This window comes from Alcaligenes faecalis (assembly GCF_005311025.1).
Lineage (GTDB): Bacteria > Pseudomonadota > Gammaproteobacteria > Burkholderiales > Burkholderiaceae_B > Alcaligenes > Alcaligenes phenolicus.
Genome location: NZ_CP031747.1, coordinates 1,317,892 through 1,340,477 on the forward strand (window position 1 = coordinate 1,317,892; position 22,586 = coordinate 1,340,477).

A 22,586-nucleotide genomic window follows, 5' to 3' on the forward strand; every position below is an offset into this window, starting at 1 on the left:
TCACGTAGGTGACGTTTTATGGCCAGAATTCTGGTAGTTGATGACGAAATCGGCATTCGGGAACTTTTGTCGGAAATTCTTTACGACGAAGGGCACACCGTGCAATTGGCAGAGAATGCCGCCCAGGCTCGCGAGGCACGCTTGCGGGGCCGCCCCGATCTGGTCTTGCTGGATATCTGGATGCCAGACACTGACGGTGTCAGCCTGCTCAAGGAGTGGGCTTCTCAAGGCTTGCTGGATATGCCAGTGGTCATGATGAGTGGTCACGCCACAGTGGATACCGCGGTGGAAGCAACCCGTATTGGTGCGGTGGACTTCCTGGAAAAACCCATCACCATGCAGCGCCTGCTCAAGACCGTCGCCTCGGGTCTGGAGCGTACCGTTGCACCCAAGGCGCTGGCAGCCGCTGCCCGCCCGGTGGCTCAAGGTGGTGATCGCCGCCCTGAAACCGCCACAATGGCTCCCGGTATGGCACCTGCCATGGCCGTCCCTGAAGTCGAGCAGGATGAGTCTCAGCTGGGTAGCATTTCTTTGGATCTGCCTTTGCGCGAAGCGCGTGACGAGTTCGAGCGCATTTATTTTGAATATCATCTGCGCCGCGAAAATCACAGCATGACGCGTGTGTCGGAGCGTACTGGTCTGGAACGCACCCACTTGTACCGCAAGCTTAAACAGCTGGGTATAGACTCGTCGCGCAAGCGTAACCAGTCTTGATACAGTAGTTACCAAATGCATGGCCAGCAAGCTTCTGGCCAGCTCTGGCGCTGCGGGTAAAAGCAGCCCGGGGGGTTTGGGATTGAGGCGGCCTTTTCAGGCCGCCTTGCCGTTTAGAGAGCGGCGACGGATGCCGCAGGCAGTGCTTGCAATTTGCTCATGGTATCCAGGCATGTACGGGCCGCTTCCTGGCCCTTGATCACAAAGTGACGGTGAAAGTAATCGTGGTGCTCTTTGCCATCATGGAAATGGTGAGGAGTCAGCACGACTGAAAACACCGGCACGTTGGTGCTGAGCTGGACTTGCATCATGCCTTGAATCACTGCGGTAGCCACAAAGTCGTGGCGATAAATACCGCCATCAACCACCAGGCCGGCAGCCACAACAGCGGCATATTGACCCGATTGGGCCAGACGTTGAGCATGCAGTGGGATTTCAAAGGCGCCGCCTACTTCAAAGAAGTCGATCAGGCTGCTGTCGTGGCCCATGGCTTTGATTTCGTCGATAAAACCCAGTCGGGCCTGATCCACAATGTCCTTGTGCCAGCAAGCTTGAATAAAGGCGATACGGGGAGCCAGAAGATTGGCTGGGGTAATACTGTTCATGTTGATTTCCTGTTTTATGACAACAAAAACAGGGCATGCAGGAAGCAGGATAGCTCAAGCCCATAGCAGGATGACTCCTGTACAGGTTATGAGGGTATCCCGTTCTCTCTTTATCCGGACTATACCGTCGGCCCCGGAATCACACCGGGTCTGCTGTCCCTGACACAAGGCCAGGCGCTCGCGGGCTAGGCTAGTGCCATTACCGCCGGTGGGGACTTGCACCCCGCCCTGAGAACGTAGTTGGCCGGGGAGGCCAACCGGACGAGTTTACCGCTAAACCGTTTTTTTGTCAGAGGCGGGAGCCGCTAGTGGCAGCAAGAGCCTCAGAGTGCAGGGTGCGCCGGGCAGGAACTGGGCCTGGCCACCGTGGCGCAGCAAAATCTGACGCACAATCGTCAACCCCAGGCCCGCTCCTTTGCTGGCGCTGTCTTGCTTGTGAAAGCGCTCAAAGGCCAGATGAGCTGTTTGCGCATCCAAGGCTGCACCTTGATCGCTGATATCGATCGCGCATTGGTCTGGCTGTGGGTTATGCAAATGCAAGCTGACCGTGCCTTTGCCATGTGTTAGGGCATTGTCCAGTGCGTTGACAATGGCTTCGGACAGATCGGCCTCGCAGGCTTGAACAGTATCGAGCGAACTATCATCGTGAAATTGAATCTCTCGATTGGCCTGCTCGAAAAGCGGCCATAAGTCTCCCATCACACGGCGGCACAACGGTGCCAAGGCTGTGTGGTCTGTTAGCTCCGTAGCCTGCTCCTGCTTGCGGGCCAGGCTGAGCCATTGGCTGACCAGACGCTGCAAGTGGGTAATATCCTCGCGCAGCAAATCCCAGTCCTGCTCGCTATGGTGTTCAGCCGTTTGCAGACGCAAGGACATCACAGCTAATGGGGTGCGCAGTTGGTGCGCGGCATCTGCGACCAGTTGTTGTTCATGGTGATAGGCCTGCATCAGGCGGTCCAGACTTTGATTGACGGCCTGTGCCAAGGGGCGAATTTCTTTGGGTAGCTCAGTGACTGGCAAGCGTAGCTCGGGTTGTGCGGGACCCAGCGTCGCAGCCAGATTTGCCGCTTGTCGTACCGGGCGCAAGGTCCAATGAATCAGCCAGGCGATCAACAACAGACCCAACGCACACACCGGCAGCCACAAAAGCAGTGAGCGCCACATGCGGGTTTGCAGCAAGGCTCCGATCAGCTCTCTTTCGCGCTGGTCTCGTTTGGCGACCATCAGGATTTCGCCACTGGGCAGCGTGACCGAAACCGACACCACATAGCCACTGCGATGCTTCAGTCTGAACAAGGCCAGCTCGTCTTCGGGCTGAGCAGGGCGCAGGCGTCGTGGACTTGCCAGATTGGATGAAGCCTGGAGCAACTCACCCTCGGCGCTGTACAGCGAATAGGACATTTCCCCACCGGCGTACTGACGCGGCAAGCTATCCAATGATTCCGAGGGTTTAAAGTCGCGGGCAATTTCCTCGGCCTGCAAAAACAGGCTGATGCGGCGCAGCTCGTCTCGTGTATCGAACAAGGACAGGGCCAAAGTGCAAAAGCCCAAGGCCAGCATCAGCAAAAGGCTGATCAGTAATCGCCCGCGCAGACTGAAGGCGCGCCTGCTCACAGAGCGCGCAAGCGGTAGCCCACACCGCGCACCGTGTCGATGCAAACCAGGGCATTTTGCTCGCGCAACTTGCGGCGTAGTTTGGAGATCAACGCTTCGATGGCATTCAGACTGATGTCGGTCTGGTTTTGATAGAGCTGCTCCAGCAAATAATCCTTGACCAGCAAACGGGGGCTGGCCTGCATCAGCTCCAGCAAGAGCAGGCTTTCCCGCCGTGGCAACATCAAGGCTTGGTCATTGACCCAGGCTTGTCGCACTTCAGGCTCGAATCGTAGATTCGCGATCACCAGTTGCTGGTAACGATGGGGCGCAGCCCGCCGCAGGATTGCGCTAAGGCGGGCCTCCAGCTCAAGCAGATCAAAGGGTTTGAGCAGATAGTCGTCCGCACCGCCACGCAGCCCTTGAATGCGATTGTGGACGGCATCGCGCGCACTCAAGATCAGGCAGGGCAGGCGCTGGCTGCGATCTGGGCGATGCAGCTGCGCCAGAACTTCCATGCCGTCCATATCGGGCAATCCCAGATCCAGAATCAGGGCATCAAAGCTATGTTCTTGCAGCAGGGCAAGACCAATCCGCCCCGTCGTAGCGGTGCGAATTGCATATCCCTGCCCTTGCAGATGGCTTGCCAACAGGCTCAACAAAGGCCGGTGGTCTTCAATAATCAGAATAGTTTTCATCAGACTACGGTCAGAAACCGGGCTCATGATAGTAGCAAATAGAAATGAGTTTGGTTCGTATTATAAATAATGGAAGAAGTCTGATGAAAATGAGAACGGGCCTGCGTTGGCCCTTGGCCGCCTTATCCTTGGCGTGTATGTCCGCCTGGGCTCAGGAACGCAATGAAGTTGAGCAGTTAAGTGCAATCTCGGTGACCGCCTCGGGATTCGCTCAGGAGGTGGTGAGCGCACCAGCCTCTATCACCGTGATTCCGCGCGAGGAGCTGGAGGGGAAACGCTTTGAGTCTTTGGCCGATGCCTTGCGCCAGGTGCCGGGCGTCAGCATTTTAGGTGGCGACAAAGGGGCTATCTCGATTCGTGGCATGGAGTCCGAGCATGTGCTGGTCTTGATTGATGGTCGCCGCCAGGACATGCGTCAGATCACTATGAAGGGTGGGGTGTCTGAGGCTCTGGACATGAACTGGATTCCCCCGCTGGAAGCCATTGAGCGTATCGAAGTGGTGCGTGGCCCCATGTCGACCTTGTACGGCTCTGAGGCTTTGGGCGGAGTCATCAATATTGTGACGCGCAAAGTGGCCGACAAATGGCACGGCTCCTTGACCGGTGGCTATACCTTGCAGGACAGTGGTTCGGCTGGAAATAGCGGCTCGGCTGATTTGTACTTGTCTGGCCCCATCGTGCCGGGGCGCTTGGGCTTGCAGTTCTGGGGCTACCACAAGCAACGTCAGGAAGATCAGGTGTTGAATGGCTTTGCGCGTGCCAAACGTCAAAACGGTACGGTGCGTTTGTGGGCAACCCCCAATAACAATCATGAGTTCATGTTTGAAGCTGGCCGCACGACCCAGCATTTCTGGACCACCCCCGGCAAGTCATTGGCTTTGACGGGCAAGGCCAATGAAAACGAGTACGTGCGCGACAGCTATACGCTGGCCCATACGGGGCGTTGGGGCCGCTTTGATACGGAGCTAAGCCTGAACCGTGAACAAGCCTATCGCGATGGCCCCACTCAAAGCGCCCGCCCTGATCTTCGCAATACCGTGATTGATGGCAAGCTCACCCTGCCTTTGGCCGATCACATGCTGGTGGGTGGTTTTCAGTGGCGCAAAAGCGAGTTGAAGGCCGATGGCTACTACGCCAATCCGAATGGCGCAGGCGTGGATACTTCCGTGCGTGAATACTCCCTGTTCCTGGAAGATGAATGGAGCCTGAGCCCATCCTTCGCCCTGACTGGCGGCGTGCGTATGGACGACAACGAGTTCTATGGCCGTCACTGGACTCCCCGTTTGTACGGTGTCTGGAGTGCGACGGATGCCTGGACGCTGAAAGGCGGGATCGCCAAGGGTTTCAAGTCTCCGACCATCATGCAAAGCAATCCGCAAATCGGTTTGCCGCAGCGTGGCGGTGCTTATACCTGGGGCAATCCGGATCTGGAACCTGAGGTCAGCACCAACGTAGAACTGGGCTTGTACTTTGACGATGGCGGACCGTTGAGCGCCAACGCTACTTTGTTCCACACCCGCTACAAAAACAAGATCGCCAATACCGGCTCGCGTCAGCTGTACTACCCCGATGGCCGTCCTGTGCCACCGGACCCGTATACCAACAGCATGTATAGCACCTACTTCAATATCACTGAAGCACGGGTTCAGGGTCTGGAACTGGGCTTGGCCTATCGCTTTAACGAGCAATGGAAAGTGCGCGGCAGCTATACCTTTACGGACTCCAAGGTGCGTAATGGCAGCGCCACGATCCTGGGCTTTGGCTACCCGCAGTCTGAAGGACAGCCCTTGGTGGCGACCCCACGCAATATGGGTAGCCTGACCGTGGACTGGACGCCGAATGAAGCCGTGTCAGCTTTCTCGACCTTGAACGTGCGTGGTCGGGAAACCAATATTTCCTGGGGACAGGGCGGTGCTGTCAGCGAAAGCATGGGGACGATTGCTACGGTGGATCTGGGAGCCAGCTGGCGTGCCAGAAAAGATCTGAGCTTGAGCGCGGCCGTCTATAACCTGACCGATCGTCGTCGTGACTCGGGTACCAGCGGAGCCTATTCCTATGCGGAAGATGGCCGCCGCTTCTGGTTGCAGGCCGAATACCGCTTCTAAACGCGGTTTATTCCTGGGGTTTGGGGCGGCGGCTGATTGTGGAGATCGGCACGCTGACCTCGCCCTGGGTGCTGCGACGGCTACGAGCGCGCCAGGCGTGCCCGTACGCAATTTCCAGGCTCAGATGCAAGGTGCCGTCCATATGGCGCTGTTTCTCCAGCGCATTGAGCAGGCGTTGACGCCAGGGCAGGGTGCTCAGGCAGGCCTTGCGTTGTGGGTGCGGATTGCCGCCCAGTAGACGCAAATCATCCAGCAGTTTTTCAGCGCTGCGATACGTCAGCGTCACGACCTCCTGATCCATCACGGGATCAGCAAAACTGTTTTCCAGCAACAGATCGCCAAAGTCGTGCATGTCCACGAATTCCAGCGTTTGGGTGCCCAGATCCGCTTGCTCCATGGCACTGCGCAGCTCGGCAAAAGAGCCGGGACCCAGGCAGGAGAACATGACCAGCGTCTCGGGTTTCAGCAGGCGGTTCCATTCAGCCAGGACTCGATGCGGTTCCGGGTGCCAGTGCAGTGCCATGTTCGACCAGACCAGCTCTTGGCTTTCTGCGGGCAGGCCGCTGTTGGCCATATCGGCCTGAACCCAGTTGGCAGCAGGGGTAGGTTGGTTGCGCAGTTTTTGCCACAGGCTGGGTTTGGATTGGTAGCGCTCGCGGGCAACCTCCAACAGCTTGGCGCTGCGATCCAGACCGGTGTAGTTCATATCCGGGTAGCGGGAACGCAAAGGCTCCAGCGCGTGGCTGGCACCACAGCCGGCATCCAGAATATGAGTGGGTTGCAAGCGCACCAAAGCCAGCCGGGACAACATCCGTTGCGCGACTTCACCATAAAGAAACTGAGCGTGATCCAGGGGAGCGCGGCGATTGAACTGCTGCTCGACGTGGGCGGAGTTGATTGGTAAAGAAGGTAACTGGGACATAGTTGCGCGGACGTTGCTGGCCTGGATCAGTGGCATGTGCTGTGATCGAATCAGCCTGGCTCTGAAAGGTAATGATCTATTATGGCGCATCCCCTGTTTCGGCGCGAGCCGACCCATCGTCTTGTAGGGATTCCACTGCTGGCACGGCCTTGTGTGCTGTGCGGATTACGTTCGCAAAGTGGCGCACTGTGCCGCTTTTGCCGACACGCGCTGGCAACACCCGCCCAGGATTTGCGCTGCCCTCGTTGTGCTTTGGCCTTGCCGCCCTTGGCTTTACTGGCCTGCCCGGATTGCGGAGCAGGGCAATTGTCCCTGCAAGCGACGGTTGCCGGATTCGATTATGAACATCCTGGCGATATGCTGATACATGCGTTTAAAATTTCCCGTCGGCTGGAAATGGCAGCGGTGTTGGCGGAACTGATGGTGCAGCAATGGCGTAGGCATGGGCCTGTGCTGAACGCCGCTTGCCGGGTCATTCCAGTGCCTTCGCAGCGTAAAGCCTTGCACCGGCGGGGCTTTAACCCGGCAGCCGTGCTGGCCAAGCGCGTGGCACATGAATTGGGTTTGTCAGCACGTTTGCATATCGTCACGGCGCAGCTACGGCACGAGCAGGCCCAGAAGAACTTGGGGCGTCAGGCTCGCAGGCAGGCCATGCGGGGTGCTTTTAGCCTACGAGAGTCGCTACGAGGGTGTGATGTGCTGTTGGTCGATGATGTACTGACCACTGGGGCCACTTTGGATGCCCTGGCCCGGGCCTGCCGTTTGGCGGGTGCACAGTCTGTTTATGCCTTGGTCGCTGCACGAGCTCCCTGGAAATTGAAGGCATCCTAGCCCTGTATACTTCGTCGCTTGTTCGCGGCTTTTTCTGCACTTTTTAGGTTTTTCATGTTTCATATCGTCCTGGTTTCGCCCGAGATCCCCCCCAACACGGGTAACGTCATTCGACTGGCGGCCAATACAGGCTGTGTCTTGCACTTGGTGCGGCCCCTGGGCTTTGAGCTTGAAGACAGCAAGCTGCGTCGTGCCGGGCTGGATTATCACGAGTGGGCGCAAGTGAAGGTGCACGACAGTCTGGAAGAAGCCCTCCAGGCCACTGGCTCCGCGCCGGATCGCGCGTTTGCCCTGACTACACGTGGTAGCCATTTGCTGGCTGAGCAAAGCTTTCAGCCGGGTGATGTATTTGTATTTGGCCGCGAAACCGCAGGCTTGTCTGCAGAACAACTGGCCTTGTTTCCCAATGAGCAGCGGATTCGTCTGCCCATGTTGGCGGGGCAACGCAGCTTGAACCTGTCCAATGCCGTGGCGATTTGTGTTTTTGATGCCTGGCGGCAAGCGGGTTACGAAGGTGGTGTTTAAGCTTGTGCAGAGACAGGCCGCAAGGGTGTAGTCCTGGGCGACGCCACGTTTTTCATTGAACTGCGCGTATTTATTTTTGAGTGATGGCTGCAAAGAAAACGGCCCCGCAAATCTTGAATTTGCAGGGCCGTTTTTTTCGATCTTGTCCTTATTCCAGCGACAGATTCAGGCGTTCAATCACCTCATCCCAACGAGCCTTGTCGGCAATGATCTTGTCCGTCATCTCCTGCGGGGTGGAAGGCTCGGACGAGAAGTAAAAGGCGTTGAGCTTGGCCTTGATGTCGTCGCGTTGCAGGATGGTGGTGATTTCCTGGTTCAGGCGTTTGACCACATCGTCCGAGGTATTGTGGGGCACAAAGAAGGCATCCCAGGAAATCGCCTCGAAGTTTTCCAGACCGGCTTGCGCCATGGTGTCCAGACCGGGCAGCAATTCGCTGGGTTGCAAGGAGGTCACGGCCAGGGCTTTCACCTTGCCGGCTTCAACCTGGGGCATGGCAATGCCGGGCACCATGAAGGCGGCGTCAATGTCGCCACCAATAATGGCGGTCAGGATTTGTGGAAAGCCCGAGTAGGGGATTTGTTCCAGTTTGATATCAACCGCATGTTCCAGCATGGCCATGGCCAAGTGGGCCGAGCTGCCGGGGCCAACTGAGCCGTAGTTCAATTCGCCAGGACGAGATTTCGCCAGGGCAATGAACTCTTCCACCGTGTTGGCGGGCGAGTTGGCCGGCACGACCAGCACGTTGGGGCTGGTGCCAATCATGGAGATGGCCTGCAAGTCTTTCAGCGGGTCATAGCCCAGCGAGGTCTTGTACAGGGTGGGAGCGGTCACCATGGGACCATTGATGGTCAACAGCAAGGTGTAGCCGTCGGGCTTGGCATGCGCCACAAAGCGCGTGCCGATATTGCCACCAGCACCAGGACGGTTATCAACAATGACAGTTTGGCCCAAAGCTTGGGACAGGGGCTCGGAAATGGCACGGGCCAGGGCGTCAGGCGAGGAGCCTGCTGGAAAGGGCACGACCATTTGAATCGGGCGCTCAGGCCAGCTGGATTGGGCCAGAGCCGATTGAGCCAGCAAACCAGTGCAGGCCAGCCCCAGGACGGAGCGGATCAGAAGATCACGAGAACGAGCAAGCAATGACATTGTTTTGATTCTGAGTAAGAGACGGTTGACTGCAGTTCTGGCAGCGCGGGTGAAGTGCCAGATCGGGCAGACGAAGGTATTAGTGGCCTTCCTGCTTTGCCTCGCGGGTAAGCAAGGCGTGGACAGCTTCGCGCGGGGCCAGTTGTTCAAACAGGATTTGGCAGACCGCGGCGGTAATCGGTAATTCAATCTGGTGCGCTCGGCCCATTTCCAGAACCGAACGGGCACAGCGTACACCTTCAGCGGTAATGCCGGTGGCCAGGATGCTGTCCAGGCTTTCACCAGCACCCAGCGCCAGGCCTACTTGGCGATTGCGGGACAATTCGCCCGTAGCCGTCAGGACCAGATCTCCCAGACCGGCCAGGCCGGAGAAGGTTTCTGCTTGACCACCCAGCGCAACACCCAGGCGCTGCATTTCAGCCAGGCCTCGGGTAATCAGGGCGGCACGGGCGTTATGGCCCAGGCCCAGAGCGTCGGCAATGCCACAGGCAATGGCCATAATGTTTTTGACAGCGCCGCCCACTTCCACGCCGATCATGTCGGTGCTGGTGTACAGGCGCGCTTGCTTGCCATGCAAAGCCTCCAGGGCAATGCCGGCCATATCAGCAGGTTCGCAGGCCAGTGTCAGCGCAACAGGCAGGCCTTTAGCCACTTCCAGGGCGAACGAAGGGCCAGAGAGCACGGCACGGCCTAGCCAGGGATGGTCGGGCAGGCTTTCACGCACAATTTGGTGGGGTAACAAACCGCTTTCCTGATGGAAGCCTTTACAGGTCCAGACCAGCAGGACGGGATGGCGGCGTGTGGCAGGCAGGTACTGCGCCAGATCCACACAGGTTTGCGCCAGACCACGCACAGGCACGCCCAGAATCAGCAGGGCAGGGCCGGTGTCGTCAGCCAGGGCAAACTCCATGACTTGCTGCAGGCTGTCGCTGGCCTGTAGCGAGTCGGGCAGCACGACATCGGGCAGGTAGGCTGGATTGCGATGATCCTGCCCGATGGCTTGTGCGGTTGATGCTTTGCGCGCCCATACCATCGTGGGAGCCTGGGTGCTGGCCAGAGCGGCCAAGGCCGTTCCCCAGCTGCCTGCGCCCAGGACTGCAACACGAACAGGAGTGTGCGCGTTTGACATCATCAGGCCTGCAAAGGCTGGCCGTCAGCGGGGGCGGCTTGCTGGGCCAGACGCTGCTCGTACAGGGACTGGAAGTTCACTTCAGTCAGGTGCAGGGCAGGCAGGGAAGTGCGGTTGATGGCGTCGGCCACGGCAGCGCGCAAGTAGGGGTACAGCATGGTGGGGCACACAATGCCCAGCAGGGGTTCGAGCTGCTCTTCAGGAATGTTGGCAGCTTCAAAGATACCGGCTTGGGTGGCTTCCACCAGGTACATGACCTTGTCGCCAATGCGTGTGGTCACAGTAGCGGTGACGGTGCTTTCGTAGACGGTGTCAGCCAGGCGTTGGCCGCCTACATTGATGGACACTTCCACGGAAGGGGCCTCTTGCTCCAGAAAGATCTGGGGAGCGTTGGGCATTTCGATGGACAGGTCTTTGATGTAGGTGCGCTGCAGGCTGAAGCTGGGTTGTTGAGCTTCTTGGTCAGCGGCTGGGGTGTTCTGGTCGGCCATGGGTGATCCTATGGGATAAAAAAATTGTTAGAAAAAAAATCAGGCAGCCAGCAGAGGCAGCAGGCCACCTTCGCGGTCCAAAGCGGCCAGATCATCGTAGCCACCTACATGGGTGTCGCCAATGTAGATTTGGGGAACGGTACGCCGACCGGTGCGCTCCATCATGAGAGCGCGCTGTTCGGGTTCGCGATCAATCATGATTTTATTGATTTCAGTTACGCCGCGTTGCTTGAGCAGCATTTCAGCGCGCACACAATAAGGGCACACCATTGTGGAGTACATCGTGACTTTTGCCATGAGAGCCTCGTAGAAGGGGGAGCTTACGATTTTTTGACGGGCAGACTGGACTGTAGCCAGCCTTGAATACCGCCTTGCAATGTGTAGGCTTCGTTGATGCCGTGCTTGCGCAGGACGGCCACGCTGCGCGGAGCGCTGCGACCGGTATCGCACACCAGAATGACAGGCTTGTCTTTGGGCAGTGTGCTGGCCTTGGCGTCAAGGTCGGCAGCAGGAATGTTGCGAGATTGTGCAATTGCCCCGGCCTTGAACTGATCGGCGCTGCGCAGATCAATCAAAATAGCGTCTTTCTGGTTTACCATCTGTACCGCTTCCGAGCTTGAAACTGCGCGTCCCGCACGGCCTTTGAAAAAGCTGGGTATTAACAGCATAATGCCGGCAAGCACCGCAATTGCTAAAATTAGAAGATTGTTCTGACTTAAGATGAAGTCCACGTTAAATCCTGTTGATTACCAAGAAAAGCAAGAAAAAAGGGCAAGATCACACGATTATAGAGTGGCGCCAATTTTTCAACCTCGAGGCTGTTTTTACCATGTATAAACTTGTACTGATGCGGCACGGCGAAAGCCAGTGGAACCTGGAGAACCGGTTTACTGGCTGGACCGATGTCGATCTTACCGAAACCGGGCGTCAACAGGCAAAGCAGGCCGGTGATCTGCTTAAAGAAAACGGTTTTGAGTTCGACCTGGCTTTCGCGTCGGTCCTCAAGCGCGCTATCCGTACCTTGTGGATCGCCCTGGATTCGATGGACGCCATGCACACCCCCATAGGTTTGAGCTGGCGCCTGAACGAACGCCATTATGGTGCTTTACAGGGCTTAAATAAAGCCGAAACCGCACAAAAGTACGGTGAGGATCAAGTCCTGGTCTGGCGTCGTGCCTACGCAATCGCTCCCGAGCCCGTCGCTGAAGACGATCCACGCAATCCGCGTTTTGATGCTCGCTACGCTCGTGTGCCAGCTGATCAACTGCCTCGCACCGAGTGCTTGCAAGACACCGTAGCCCGCGTGGTTCCTTTCTGGGACGAGTCCATTGCTCCTGCAATCCGCTCCGGCCGTCGCGTTCTGGTGACGGCTCACGGCAACAGCTTGCGCGCGCTGATCAAGCACCTGGACGGCATCTCTGACGAGGACATCGTTCACCTGAATATTCCTACCGGCCAGCCTTTGGTGTACGAGCTGGACGAAAACCTGCGTCCTATCCGTCATTACTACCTGGGCGACCAGGAAGCGATTGCGGCTCAGATGCAAGCCGTGGCCAATCAGGGCAAGGCGCAGTAAATAATGTGGCGCTACAGCGTTTGCCTGTTGCTGGCAGTCTGGACCTTACCGGCCCTGGCTGCTGATCCGGACTTGGCCGCCCGCCAGGCCCAGGCTCAAAAGCAGCAGGCAGAGCTGCGCCAGAAGATCGAATCGCTGCGCAAAACCATCGACACCAGCGAAAGCTCGCGTCGTGACGCCGCCAATGCCTTGCGCGAATCCGAGCAGGCTATTTCCGATATCGATCGCACGCTGGCTCAGATCGAGCAGCGGCAGGAACAATTGCACCAGCAGCTAGGTACGCTGGGCAAACAGATCAGCGAACAGCAAGTGATTAAAGAGCAACGTCAGCAGGAGCTGGCCGAGCAATTACGAGCGCAATACGCCAATGGTGTGTCGCCCTGGTCTGCCCTCTTGTCGGGTGATGATCCCAACGCCATTAACCGCGAATTGCATTACCTGGGCTATGTCTCGCGTCAGCAGACCGAGCAGGTTCATAAAGTACGTCGCACCGTAGAGCGTCTGGATCGCTTGCAGACCCAGGTTGCCGCGCGTGAGAAAGAGCAGGAGCAACTGGCCAAGGAGGCCGCGGCTCAGAAGGAAGCTCTGGAAGAACAAAAAGAAAAACGAGCCAAGGTGGTGGCTGACATCAGCGCCGAGCTGGAACGCCAGCGCGGTCAGGCTGCCAACCTGCAAAGTAATGACAAACGGCTGGGAGATTTGATCTCTGGCCTGGAAACTGAAATTGCCCGACAGGCCGAGCTGGCCCGTCGCGCCGAAGAACAACGCCGACGGGAAGCGGCGCGCCGTGCAGAGGAAGCGCGCAAAGCCGAGCTGGCTCGTCAGCAAGAGTTGCAGCGTAAAGCCAAACAAGAGCAGGCCGCCCGTGAACAGGCGCGTCTGGAGCGCGAGCGGGAGTTGCTGGAGCGGGCTCGTGCCACGCAACCGCCTTTGCCTGCTGCCTTGCCTCCTAGCAAGCCGGAACCTGCTGCGCCACAGAAGCCAGATCCGGAACCCATGATTCCGCGTCCACCGCTGACCTACACGCCGCCGACCGCGAACGAGCGTCTCTTGTCAGACAGCCTGGAAGCGTCGTCCGAGCCTAGCGAGCCGATCAGCAAACCGGCCGCTCCCAAAGTGCGCGAGGTTCAGGTCGTTGAGGAGCCCGTTGAGCAGGCATCTGCTCCCGCCTTGGAACCAGAAGGTGGTTTCCAGGGTCTGAAACGTGGCTTGCCTTATCCGGTACGCGGCGAAATGCAAGGCAAGTTCGGGGCTGAACGTCCTGATGGCGGCATTTGGCGCGGTATTGTGTTGCGAGCACAGGCCGGCACCACGGTTCGCGCGGTAGCTCCAGGCCGAGTGGTTTTTGCCAGCTGGATGACCGGTTTTGGTAATTTGCTGATTATTGATCATGGTCGCGATTACTTGAGTGTCTATGCCTATAACCAGAGCACCCTCAAGCAAGTAGGCGATATTGTGGGGCGTGGGGATGCGGTTGCGCGGGTGGGAGCCACCGGCGGCCAGGTTGAACCCGGCCTGTACTTCGAGTTGCGCCATCAAGGAAAGCCAATCAATCCGCAGGTTTGGTTAGGTTCCTAAGCCACTTTTGCCTGCGGTGCTTACGTTTGCTCGCATTTGTTGCGCGGGGTAGCGACTCCAGCCCAGTTCACGCTGGTCGACGCTTTACGCTACTCTTATAATGCATGGTCGGGTCAGCTCCGGGAGGTGGCCCCGTCTTGAATCTGAAAATAATGGGAATGTGCATGAGCACTCGAAGGATTGGCAGCATTGGTCTAGTGGCAGCAGGTGCTGTGGGCGGTATCTTGATCAGCCTGGGCATTACTGCGGTCGCTCAACGCGGCGAGCCATTGCCTTTGCGCGAACTGCAGCAGTTCGCCAATGTGTTCGCTGCCATCAAGAACACGTATGTGGAGCCCCTGACGGATCAGGCCCTGGTCAATAACGCGATCAAGGGTTTGTTTACCGATCTGGATCCGCACTCGGCCTATCTGGATGCCGACGCTTTCAAGGAAATGGAAGCCATGACCCAAGGCGGGTTCGGCGGTCTGGGCATAGAGATTGGTAGCGAAGACGGGATGCCTAAAGTTATCTCGCCTATCGAGGATACGCCTGCGGCGCGCGCCGGTATTCTAGCGGGCGACATCATCACGCACATCAATGGCAAACCCACCAAGGATTTGAGCCTGAATGATGCCGTCAAGCAAATGCGTGGCGAGCCCAAAACCTCCATCAAGCTGACTATCCGTCGTGCTGGACGTGACAAGCCGCTGGAGTTCAACCTGGTGCGTGATGTCATCAAGGTGCGCAGTGTGCGCTCCAAGATGCTGGCTGACGATGTGGCTTATGTACGCATTGCCCAGTTCCAGGAACGTACCGCTGCTGATCTGGTCAAGCAGTTGTCCGAAGTTCATAAAGGCCCAGGCGCACCAAAAGGCTTGGTGATTGACCTGCGTAACGACCCTGGTGGCTTGCTGGAAAGCGCGATCGGCGTGACTTCCGCCTTCCTGGATTCGGGTGATCTGGTGGTTTCCACCAAGGGCCGTATTCCTTCCTCCAACCGCGAGTACTACGTCAAATCCATGCAGTCCGTTCTGGGCGAGCTGGATACGGACGCGGATGTTCTGAAGAAACTGGATTGGCTCAAGAACGTGCCTATCGTGGTGCTGGTAAACGTGGGTTCGGCCTCGGCGTCGGAAATTGTGGCCGGTGCTTTGCAAGACCACAAACGCGCCACCATTATCGGTAACCGCACCTTCGGCAAGGGCTCGGTGCAAAGTGTGGTCCCTCTGTCCGAGGAATCGGGCCTGAAACTGACGACTGCCTTGTACTACACACCTAACGGTACTTCCATTCAGGTAACGGGCGTACAGCCGGACGTGGTCGTGGATGACACCGCTCAGGGCAATCTGTTCCGCCTGCCGCGTGAAGTGGACTTGAAGCGTCACCTGGTCAACAGCAAGGTGGACGAAACTACGGAAGAAGAACAGCCTGATCTGGGTATGAGCCCGGAATTCAAGATGTTCGAATTCGGTGGTGACGACGACTTCCAGTTGCAGCAAGCGCTGAACCATCTGGCTGGCCGTCCTGTGATCAAGAATGATCCAGCCAAAGTAGCTGCCGCCAAGGAAGCGGCTGCCAAGCGCGAAAAGGAAGTGGAGTCCGAGTCGCCGGAAAAAAAAAGTCCCCTGAGTCAGCAACCCAGCGTTGAGCGGTTCCGAATCACCCCCAAGGGGCTCGAACCGGTAAAGCCGTAAACACAGGTTCCTGACGTGGAAGATCAGCAATTACTGCGCTATGCGCGGCATATTCTGCTCGATGAGTTCGGGGTAGAAGCGCAGGAGCGAATTCTGGCTTCTCGCATCCTGGTCGTTGGAGCCGGGGGACTGGGTTCCCCCGTGGTGGCTTATCTGGCGGCCTCGGGTGTGGGCTCCATCATTCTGGTGGATGATGACCAGGTGGAATTGAGCAATCTGCAGCGTCAGATTGCTCACACCACCGATCGTCTGGGCTGGGACAAGGTTGAATCTGCCAAGCTGCATATCGAGCAGCTCAATCCCGAAGTGAAGGTGACACCCGTCGTTCAGCGTCTGGACGAAGCGGGCTTGATGCATTGGGTTCAGCAAGTGGATCTGGTGCTGGATTGCTGCGACAACTTCGCAACCCGCCATGCGATCAACCGTGCCTGCGTGGCATTACGTAAACCTTTGGTGTCAGGTGCAGCGATTCGCTTTTCGGGTCAGGTCAGTACTTACGACTTGCGTCAGCCCGAAGCTCCTTGCTACCACTGTCTGTTCCCTGAAGCGGACGACGTCGAGGAACTGCGTTGCGCCACCACAGGCGTTTTGTCGCCTTTGTTGGGTATGGTGGGTAGCGCACAGGCGGTTGAAGCCTTGAAGCTGTTAGGCGGCTTCGGAGAGCCTTTGGTGGGCCGTTTGCTAAGTGTGGATGCCTTCAATATGAATTGGCATACCGTACGTTTCCGCAAAGATCCGGCTTGCCCGGTATGCGGTTCAGCGGCTGAACACGCCGATCACGCTTGATCTGTTTCTGATCTCTGCTTCACGACTTCAGGCCATGAGCATGAAAATGGCCTGGCGTGATGCCAAAGCGCCGTCTAAATTGGCGGTGAAAGTAAGACAGATCCGAAAATCCCACTGAATAGGCTATTTGCGCCACCGTGTTGGACCGTGTCTGGCGCAGCAGCTGTGCGGCTGCATCAAGCCGCAGCTGCATTAACTGGGCTGTAAAAGTACTTCCCTGTGCTTTGAACAGTTCCTGAACGGTACGCGGTGCCATACCCAGGTGCTTGGACAGGGCTGCAATATTCAAGGCGGGATCACCCAGTCGATCAGACAGATAGCCCAATGCATCTTCGTACCGAGCTGTGCCTGGGGCAGGCGGGGCAGAGCGCCGCTCGTTAATGCTCATGGCCAGCAGGTCGCGCAGACAACGCCAGGCCTGATCGTGCTGATTCGCCCGCAAGTCATCGGCAGACAGCAGCAAGCCTTGCAGATAGTGCTCCAGCAAGTGCAGGCTGGCGCCTTGCGCCAGGGGCTGGGCGACCACGTCATTCAAAGGGCCGGTATAGGGCAACAGCCCCTCCAGCGGCAAGCGCAGCGTGGTCATAATGACCTCGTCCACAAAATCCAGTGTGAAGGGGCTAGTGCCTATATTCAGGCTCAGGCTCCCGGCGGGGAGCCATTGCTCACGCCCGTTCTGAATCAGGCGGCAGTGGCCTTGTTGATGCACATTCAAGAACAACCAGGGCTGATCCGTTTGCGGCCTGCTTGTGCTGACCCGATAGGGCTGAGCGGTCAGCCGGTTGATCGCTACCTCCCCCAGACGTTGCGAGCGCAAGGTGCCATGAAAGTTTTGTCCGTAGCACTGCGTTTGCACATGCTGAAAGGACAGTGAAATGGCTTGAGTCCAGAGCTTGGCGCCTTGTCCGGGTGGCAAAGCCTGCGTATCCCAGTGGTAGTTCGTGCTCATGCGTTTTTTTCCGTCTTCTGCGCCATTGTCCAGATTGGGCTGCGCCCCAGTCCACGACACAGAGAGGCATTCGGCTCAAGAATAGTATCTAAGACAGTACTGCATGGTGAGCTATGGCGCACCTCGGTGGCTATCGGGTTTAACCATGAAGGGTGCCCAAAGCGCACCTGGAGACAACACAGGAAAGGAGCAGTCATGACAGAGCAGCTAAAGCAGGTCTACCCCTACATCAACGGACAGGCCTGGAAATCAGAAGGTCAGTTGCATAAGGACTTGGTCAATCCCTATACGGGCAAACCGCTGGCTCGCGTTTTTCTGGCGACCAAACAGGACATTGAAGAAGCGCTAGCCAGTGCAGAACGTGCACAGCGCATCTGGGGCAAGATGCTGGCCCGTGAACGTGAAGCGATTTTGTGCCGTGCGGCCGACATTGTGGAACGCCGTCGCGACGACATCGTGCGTGTGCTGGTTGAAGAGGGCGGTAACGTCTTTGGCAAGGCCATGTTCGAGTGCGATTACATCGTCAGCACCTTCCGTATTGCCGCCGGTCAGACCCGCGATATTCGGGGTGAAACCATGCCGTCGGACCTGCCTGGGCGTATTTCCATGAGCATTCGTCGTCCTTTGGGCGTGGTGGCTGGGATCGGGCCTTTCAATGCACCTTTGCTGCTCAATGGCAAGAAGCTGGCCCCGGCACTGGCGGCGGGTAACAGTTTCATCCTGAAGCCTTCGCCGCATACGCCTATGGCTGCCTTGATGTTTGCCGAGATTCTGGAAGAAGCCGGTCTGCCTCCCGGTGTGTTGACCGTTCTGCTGACCACCGACGAAGCTCTGGGCGATACCTTGTTCTCTGATCCGCGCGTCAAACTGGTGACTTTCACGGGCTCGGCTCGAGTGGGTCGTATCCTGGCGGATCTGGCTGGTCGCCATCAAAAGCGCATTGTGCTGGAGTTGGGTGGTAAAAGCCCGGTCGTGGTGCTGGATGATGCCACGCTGGATTACGCTGTGCGCTCCGCCGCTTTCGGCATCTATTTCAATCAGGGCCAGGTGTGCATGGCCAACTCGCGCATCATTGTGGAGCAGGGCATTTACGATGCGTTCTGCGAAGCCTTTGCCAAGCAGGTGGCTCGTATTCCTACTGGTGATCCTGCTTTGCCACAAACCGCGGTTGGTCCGCTGATCAGTTCCGAACAGGCTGATTTTGTGCAGGCCCACATTCAGGACGCCGTCTCCAAGGGGGCCACCTTGCTGGCAGGTGGCGGCCGCGAAGGCAATGTGATCCAGCCTACGGCCTTGTGCGATGTGACCCCGGACATGCATCTGTACCACGAAGAGACTTTTGGTCCTGTGGCTGCCATCTACAAGGCGCGCGACTACGAGCACGCCCTGGAAATGGCTAATGATACTTCCTACGGCTTATCCTCTGCCATTCTGACCAACGATCTGCAAAAGGCCATGGATTTTGCCGAGCGTATCGAGGCAGGTTCGGTCCACATCAACGACAACTCCTTTGATGATGATCCGAATGCGCCTTTCGGTGGCTTCAAGGACAGTGGCTACGGCAAGGAAAATGGCCGCTACTCGATTGCGGACATGACCGAATTGAAGTGGGTCACCATTCAGCAAGGGGAGCGCCAGCTGGCGTTCTAAGCAGGCCTAGGGACGTGGCCAGTTCTTGACCAGTTGTGCGATGCGGTTGATGCGATGGTCAACATACGGGCTGCGTCCATGATACAGAGCGCTAAATGGAGTGCCTGCGTTATAGATATGGATGGTTTGCATCCCTAACTGGCGGGCACTTTTCAAATTGCGCAGGGTGTCTTCGACCAGAACAATGTCGCGGGCCTGGGATTTCAGCACGGCCAGAGCCTGCTTCATCAATGCCTGAGAGGGCTTGGGGCGATAACGGCCTTGCAGCTGCATATGCTCGATGGCCCACAGCCCGTCAAAGACAGGCAGCAGATTCAGGGCTTTCAAGACGCGCTGTGCGTACTCCAGCGGTGCATTGGTCAGCAGCAGTTTGTAGCCAGGCAGACGGCGCAATTGGTAGGCCAGGCCTGGTTCGGCGCTGATCAGGGAAGGCACGTCAAAGTCGTGAGCGTGTCTCAGGAATGTCGCCGGGTCTGCTCCATGGTGGCGTTGCAGGCCGATCATGGTGGCGCCGTAACGTTTCCAGTATTCCAGACGCAGCCGGTCGGCCTCGTCCATATCCACGCCCAGCGTTTGCGCCACGCCGATGCGCATGCGTCCATCAATCGCCTGGAAAATGCCTTTGGAGGCATTGTGCAGGGTGTTATCCAGATCAAACAGCCAGATGGTTTCATCTGGCTGACAGGCTGACAAAGGCCGTGCCCAGGCATGGGCACGGATAGGAGCGCGCACGGATTAGTGTGAGCTGATCATGGTGCCCACACCACGGTCAGTCAGGATTTCCAGCAACAGGCAGTGAGGGACACGGCCATCAATGACATGTACGGAGTTGACGCCATTGCGCGCTGCATCCAGGGCCGAAGAGATCTTGGGCAGCATACCGCCGGAGATGGTGCCATCAGCGAACAGTTCGTCGATGGTCTGAGCTGACAGGCGACGCAACAGTTGACCTGCCTTGTCCAGCACACCGGGAGTGTTGGTCAGCATGACCAGTTTTTCAGCGCTAAGCACTTCGGCCATCTTGCCGGCAACGACGTCGGCATTGATGTTGTAGGCCTGACCGTCCTCACCGTATCCAATTGAGGAGATCACGGGGATGAACTGATCGTCCTGAAGGGCTTTGACCACTTCAGGCTGGATGCTTTCAATATCACCCACAAAACCAATATCCAGCAGCTCGCCAGGATGCTCGGCATCCGGCAGCATTTTCTTGGTGACGCGAATCATGCCACCGTCTTTACCGGTCAGGCCCACGGCCTTGCCACCGGCTTCATTAATCATCATCACGATGTCTTGCTGCACCTGCCCGCCCAGCACCCACTCCACCACTTCCATGGTTTCGGCATCGGTGACACGCATGCCCTGAATAAAGGTGCCTTCTTTGCCCACTCGCTTGAGCGCGTCATTGATCTGGGGGCCGCCACCGTGCACCACAACGGGGTTCAGGCCAACCAGCTTGAGCAAGACGACGTCATGGGCAAAGCTGCGCTGCAACGCTTCTTCAGTCATGGCGTTGCCACCGTATTTGATGACGACGGTCTTGCCGTGGAAACGACGAATATAGGGCAGGGCCTCGGACAAAACTTCTGCTTTGACGGTCGAGGAGTAATTCTGCGAATCTGTGGTGCTCATTGATGCGCTCACTTGAAGAAAACCCGGGTCCACTGCTGGTACCCGGGGTTATGTGGCTGGGGGCAGAAACAGGCTTTTAGCTGCTGGCCAGGGCTTTTTCGACGGTGGCAATGAATTCCTGCTTGTCGTAGTTACCCAGGTAGCGCTTGATGATGTGGCCCTGTTTGTCGAGTAAAAAGGCAGTGGGCGTCAAACGGACGTCCCCAAAAGCCTTGGCGATTTCGCCCTTGTCGTCATGGACAACCGTGAACGGCAGTTGGCGGGATTGGGTGAAGTTGCGCACGTAGTTGATGGGGTCGTGCTTCATGGCCACGGCCACAATATCAAACCCTTTGCTGGACATGGCATTGAAGTTCTCAATGTTGTCAGGCATTTGCGCCACGCAAGTGGTGCAGTCCGTGGCCCAGAATTTCACCAGGACGACCTTGCCTTGCAAGTCTTTGGTTTCAAAGTGCTTGCCATTCAGATCGGTAAAGGCGACATCCGGGGCGCTGGCCTTGGTGCTGCCGGACATGGTCCAGACGCCCAGACCCACGGCAATGGCAACAGCAAGGGCAATGATGACTACTTTTTTCATTGGACGGGCATGACTTCTACAGAGGAGGCGGGCGCAGGCTCAGTTGCAGGGGCCGCTGTGCCAGAACTATTGCTTGGCTGATTATTGGTGCTCAAAGGCTGTGCCAGGCTTTCGGCGCTGACGTATTCAAAGAGCTTGGCCACCTTGTTCACGCCAGGGACGCTGGAGGCAGCAATCGCGGCGCGTTCGCCTTCTTCACGGGTGACGCGACCCAGCAGATAGACCACGCCACGCTCGGTGGTGGTGGAGATCGTGCGGCTGGGAACGTCTTTGGCGTTCAGCAAGGCGGTGCTGACTCGGGTGGTGATCCAGGAGTCGTTCGAGCGTACGCCCAAGGGGGTAGGTTCACCCACACGCAGTTCGTTGACCACGCGAGTTACCTTATCAACCTTGGAAACCAGGCGAGCGGCTTCTTCCTTGTCGGCCTGGGTAGGCACATCACCCGTCAGCAGGGCAACCCCGGCGTAAGACGTGGTATTGATGCGGCCTTCCTTGTTTTCCAGCAGGCGGCGTGTTTCCGCACCGGCTTTCATGACAATGGTTTTGTCCTCGACCTGCTCGCCCGTAGTGCGGCGGTCGGTAGCGACAACGGCGGTTGTGGCAGCAGCGCCGCCAACTACCAGCAGACCGCAACCGGTCAGCGTAGTGCTGGCCAGCAGGGCGGCCAGAATCAAACGGTGTTTCATAGTGGATCTCCGAGCAGCAGCGCATCAATGCCATCGCACATGGCGTGCAACAGAACAATGTGTACTTCCTGAATACGCATGGTTCGATCGTGCGGGACGCACAGATGGATGTCGGTATCCGAGAGCAGATCGGCAATTTGTCCGCCGCCCTTGCCAGTCAGGGCAATGATGACCATATCGCGCTCGCGAGCCGCTTCGATGGCGCGGATTACGTTTGGCGAATTGCCGCTGGTGGAGATGGCCACCAGAATATCGCCAGTCTGGCCCAAGGCACTGACCTGGCGTTCAAAGATGCTGTCAAAGCCATAGTCATTACCCACCGCCGTCATGATGGAGGTGTCGGTATTCAAGGCAATGCCAGCCAAGGGCAAACGGTCGCGCTCAAAGCGGCCCACCAGCTCAGCAATAAAGTGCTGGGCGTCGGCTGCTGATCCGCCGTTTCCGCAGGCCAGAATCTTGCCGTCGTTGGCCAGGGTGGCAAACAACAGCTCGACAGCGGCGGCCAAAGGTTCGGCCAGTTCGCGTGTGCTGGCTTTGAGAGTATCGACGGAATCGTCGAAATGCGAAGTCATTAAGGCGATAAGGTCCATAGCGCGCATTATCGCACGGAGAATTTCCCCGTGGGGCAGGCAGATCGTGTCATGTTGAAAAAAACGCCACGGTATTGAAACCAGATGCTGTAACAGGGCCGAAATACGGCGTGGCGGCTGGGTTTT

General features: G+C 57.6%; 24 protein-coding genes and 1 riboswitch. Of the genes, 9 read left to right on the plus strand and 15 right to left on the minus strand.

The features are described 5' to 3' along the window. Positions 1–18: 18 nt before the first annotated feature. Complete coding sequence (locus D0C27_RS05975; protein ID WP_137430621.1) at positions 19–714, plus strand: response regulator; 696 nt, start codon at positions 19–21, stop codon at positions 712–714. A 113-nt stretch (positions 715–827) separates the two neighbouring features. Here the strand turns inward: D0C27_RS05975 and D0C27_RS05980 are convergent, their stop codons facing one another. The 3 genes from D0C27_RS05980 to D0C27_RS05990 all read right to left on the minus strand — a co-directional run bounded on the left by D0C27_RS05980 (position 828) and on the right by D0C27_RS05990 (position 3,610). Further along, positions 828–1,319: a 6,7-dimethyl-8-ribityllumazine synthase gene (locus tag D0C27_RS05980; RefSeq protein ID WP_137430622.1), complete on the minus strand. Its 492-nt coding sequence runs from the start codon at positions 1,317–1,319 to the stop codon at positions 828–830. A gap of 97 nt (positions 1,320–1,416) precedes the next feature. Next, positions 1,417–1,559: riboswitch (FMN riboswitch) on the minus strand. Positions 1,560–1,592: 33 nt separating this feature from the next. Continuing rightward, positions 1,593–2,933: a HAMP domain-containing sensor histidine kinase gene (locus tag D0C27_RS05985; RefSeq protein WP_137430623.1), complete on the minus strand. Its 1,341-nt coding sequence runs from the start codon at positions 2,931–2,933 to the stop codon at positions 1,593–1,595. Beyond that, on the minus strand, positions 2,930–3,610 hold the full coding sequence (locus D0C27_RS05990; RefSeq protein ID WP_021447183.1) for a response regulator transcription factor: 681 nt from the start codon (positions 3,608–3,610) through the stop codon (positions 2,930–2,932). Before D0C27_RS05990 ends, D0C27_RS05985 begins: the two co-directional genes overlap by 4 nt. 83 nt (positions 3,611–3,693) lie before the next feature. Here D0C27_RS05990 and D0C27_RS05995 point away from each other — a divergent pair, with 83 nt between their 5' ends. After that, positions 3,694–5,715, plus strand: a complete 2,022-nt coding sequence (locus D0C27_RS05995; RefSeq protein ID WP_137430624.1) for a TonB-dependent receptor domain-containing protein — start codon at positions 3,694–3,696, stop codon at positions 5,713–5,715. Between the two features lie 7 nt (positions 5,716–5,722). Here the strand turns inward: D0C27_RS05995 and D0C27_RS06000 are convergent, their stop codons facing one another. Continuing rightward, entirely contained in the window at positions 5,723–6,637 is a 915-nt protein-coding gene (locus D0C27_RS06000; protein WP_240688320.1) for a methyltransferase domain-containing protein, read from the minus strand. A gap of 81 nt (positions 6,638–6,718) precedes the next feature. Between D0C27_RS06000 and D0C27_RS06005 the strand changes: the two genes are divergently transcribed. Next, entirely contained in the window at positions 6,719–7,468 is a 750-nt protein-coding gene (locus D0C27_RS06005) for a ComF family protein (RefSeq protein ID WP_137430626.1), read from the plus strand. A gap of 54 nt (positions 7,469–7,522) precedes the next feature. Next, positions 7,523–7,993, plus strand: a complete 471-nt coding sequence (locus D0C27_RS06010) for a tRNA (cytidine(34)-2'-O)-methyltransferase (RefSeq protein WP_035270260.1) — start codon at positions 7,523–7,525, stop codon at positions 7,991–7,993. A 148-nt stretch (positions 7,994–8,141) separates the two neighbouring features. Here the strand turns inward: D0C27_RS06010 and D0C27_RS06015 are convergent, their stop codons facing one another. The 5 genes from D0C27_RS06015 to D0C27_RS06035 form a co-directional block, all read right to left on the minus strand. Next, positions 8,142–9,140: a Bug family tripartite tricarboxylate transporter substrate binding protein gene (locus D0C27_RS06015; protein WP_035270263.1), complete on the minus strand. Its 999-nt coding sequence runs from the start codon at positions 9,138–9,140 to the stop codon at positions 8,142–8,144. Positions 9,141–9,219: 79 nt separating this feature from the next. After that, on the minus strand, positions 9,220–10,272 hold the full coding sequence (locus D0C27_RS06020) for an NAD(P)H-dependent glycerol-3-phosphate dehydrogenase (RefSeq protein WP_137430627.1): 1,053 nt from the start codon (positions 10,270–10,272) through the stop codon (positions 9,220–9,222). Beyond that, entirely contained in the window at positions 10,272–10,760 is a 489-nt protein-coding gene (gene secB, locus D0C27_RS06025) for a protein-export chaperone SecB (protein ID WP_009458614.1), read from the minus strand. Before secB ends, D0C27_RS06020 begins: the two co-directional genes overlap by 1 nt. Before the next feature lie 39 nt (positions 10,761–10,799). After that, positions 10,800–11,057 carry a glutaredoxin 3 gene (gene grxC / locus D0C27_RS06030; RefSeq protein WP_009458616.1) on the minus strand — a complete coding sequence of 86 codons (258 nt, stop codon included), beginning with the start codon at positions 11,055–11,057 and terminating at the stop codon, positions 10,800–10,802. 23 nt (positions 11,058–11,080) lie between these two features. After that, positions 11,081–11,428 (minus strand): rhodanese-like domain-containing protein, encoded by a 348-nt coding sequence (locus D0C27_RS06035; protein ID WP_226349166.1) that lies wholly within the window; start codon positions 11,426–11,428, stop codon positions 11,081–11,083. A gap of 161 nt (positions 11,429–11,589) precedes the next feature. On the opposite strand from D0C27_RS06035, the gene gpmA reads away from it, so the two are divergent. The 4 genes from gpmA (at position 11,590) to D0C27_RS06055 (ending at position 16,376) form a co-directional block, all read left to right on the plus strand. Next, the gene (gene gpmA / locus D0C27_RS06040; protein WP_009458620.1) at positions 11,590–12,336 is read left to right on the plus strand and encodes a 2,3-diphosphoglycerate-dependent phosphoglycerate mutase; all 747 of its coding nucleotides are present in this window, start codon (positions 11,590–11,592) and stop codon (positions 12,334–12,336) included. Positions 12,337–12,339: 3 nt separating this feature from the next. Further along, positions 12,340–13,914 carry a murein hydrolase activator EnvC family protein gene (locus D0C27_RS06045; RefSeq protein WP_137430628.1) on the plus strand — a complete coding sequence of 525 codons (1,575 nt, stop codon included), beginning with the start codon at positions 12,340–12,342 and terminating at the stop codon, positions 13,912–13,914. A gap of 164 nt (positions 13,915–14,078) precedes the next feature. Further along, positions 14,079–15,590: a S41 family peptidase gene (locus D0C27_RS06050; RefSeq protein ID WP_021447177.1), complete on the plus strand. Its 1,512-nt coding sequence runs from the start codon at positions 14,079–14,081 to the stop codon at positions 15,588–15,590. Between the two features lie 15 nt (positions 15,591–15,605). Further along, complete coding sequence (locus D0C27_RS06055) at positions 15,606–16,376, plus strand: HesA/MoeB/ThiF family protein (protein WP_035270273.1); 771 nt, start codon at positions 15,606–15,608, stop codon at positions 16,374–16,376. A 19-nt stretch (positions 16,377–16,395) separates the two neighbouring features. Here the strand turns inward: D0C27_RS06055 and D0C27_RS06060 are convergent, their stop codons facing one another. Then, positions 16,396–17,325 (minus strand): helix-turn-helix transcriptional regulator, encoded by a 930-nt coding sequence (locus tag D0C27_RS06060; RefSeq protein WP_137430629.1) that lies wholly within the window; start codon positions 17,323–17,325, stop codon positions 16,396–16,398. 195 nt (positions 17,326–17,520) lie between these two features. Between D0C27_RS06060 and D0C27_RS06065 the strand changes: the two genes are divergently transcribed. Continuing rightward, positions 17,521–18,975, plus strand: coding sequence for an aldehyde dehydrogenase family protein (locus D0C27_RS06065; protein WP_021447176.1), 1,455 nt, complete (start codon positions 17,521–17,523; stop codon positions 18,973–18,975). A 6-nt stretch (positions 18,976–18,981) separates the two neighbouring features. Here the strand turns inward: D0C27_RS06065 and D0C27_RS06070 are convergent, their stop codons facing one another. The 5 genes from D0C27_RS06070 to D0C27_RS06090 all read right to left on the minus strand — a co-directional run bounded on the left by D0C27_RS06070 (position 18,982) and on the right by D0C27_RS06090 (position 22,460). Next, on the minus strand, positions 18,982–19,707 hold the full coding sequence (locus D0C27_RS06070) for a pyrimidine 5'-nucleotidase (protein ID WP_035270278.1): 726 nt from the start codon (positions 19,705–19,707) through the stop codon (positions 18,982–18,984). A 3-nt stretch (positions 19,708–19,710) separates the two neighbouring features. Continuing rightward, complete coding sequence (gene argB, locus D0C27_RS06075) at positions 19,711–20,607, minus strand: acetylglutamate kinase (protein ID WP_009458643.1); 897 nt, start codon at positions 20,605–20,607, stop codon at positions 19,711–19,713. A 76-nt stretch (positions 20,608–20,683) separates the two neighbouring features. Further along, a complete protein-coding gene (locus D0C27_RS06080) occupies positions 20,684–21,184 on the minus strand; it encodes a peroxiredoxin family protein (protein WP_060185346.1) in 501 nt (166 codons plus the stop codon). Then, positions 21,181–21,870, minus strand: coding sequence for a BON domain-containing protein (locus D0C27_RS06085; RefSeq protein ID WP_137430630.1), 690 nt, complete (start codon positions 21,868–21,870; stop codon positions 21,181–21,183). Before D0C27_RS06085 ends, D0C27_RS06080 begins: the two co-directional genes overlap by 4 nt. After that, complete coding sequence (locus tag D0C27_RS06090) at positions 21,867–22,460, minus strand: phosphoheptose isomerase (RefSeq protein ID WP_009458645.1); 594 nt, start codon at positions 22,458–22,460, stop codon at positions 21,867–21,869. Before D0C27_RS06090 ends, D0C27_RS06085 begins: the two co-directional genes overlap by 4 nt. Positions 22,461–22,586: the final 126 nt, after the last annotated feature.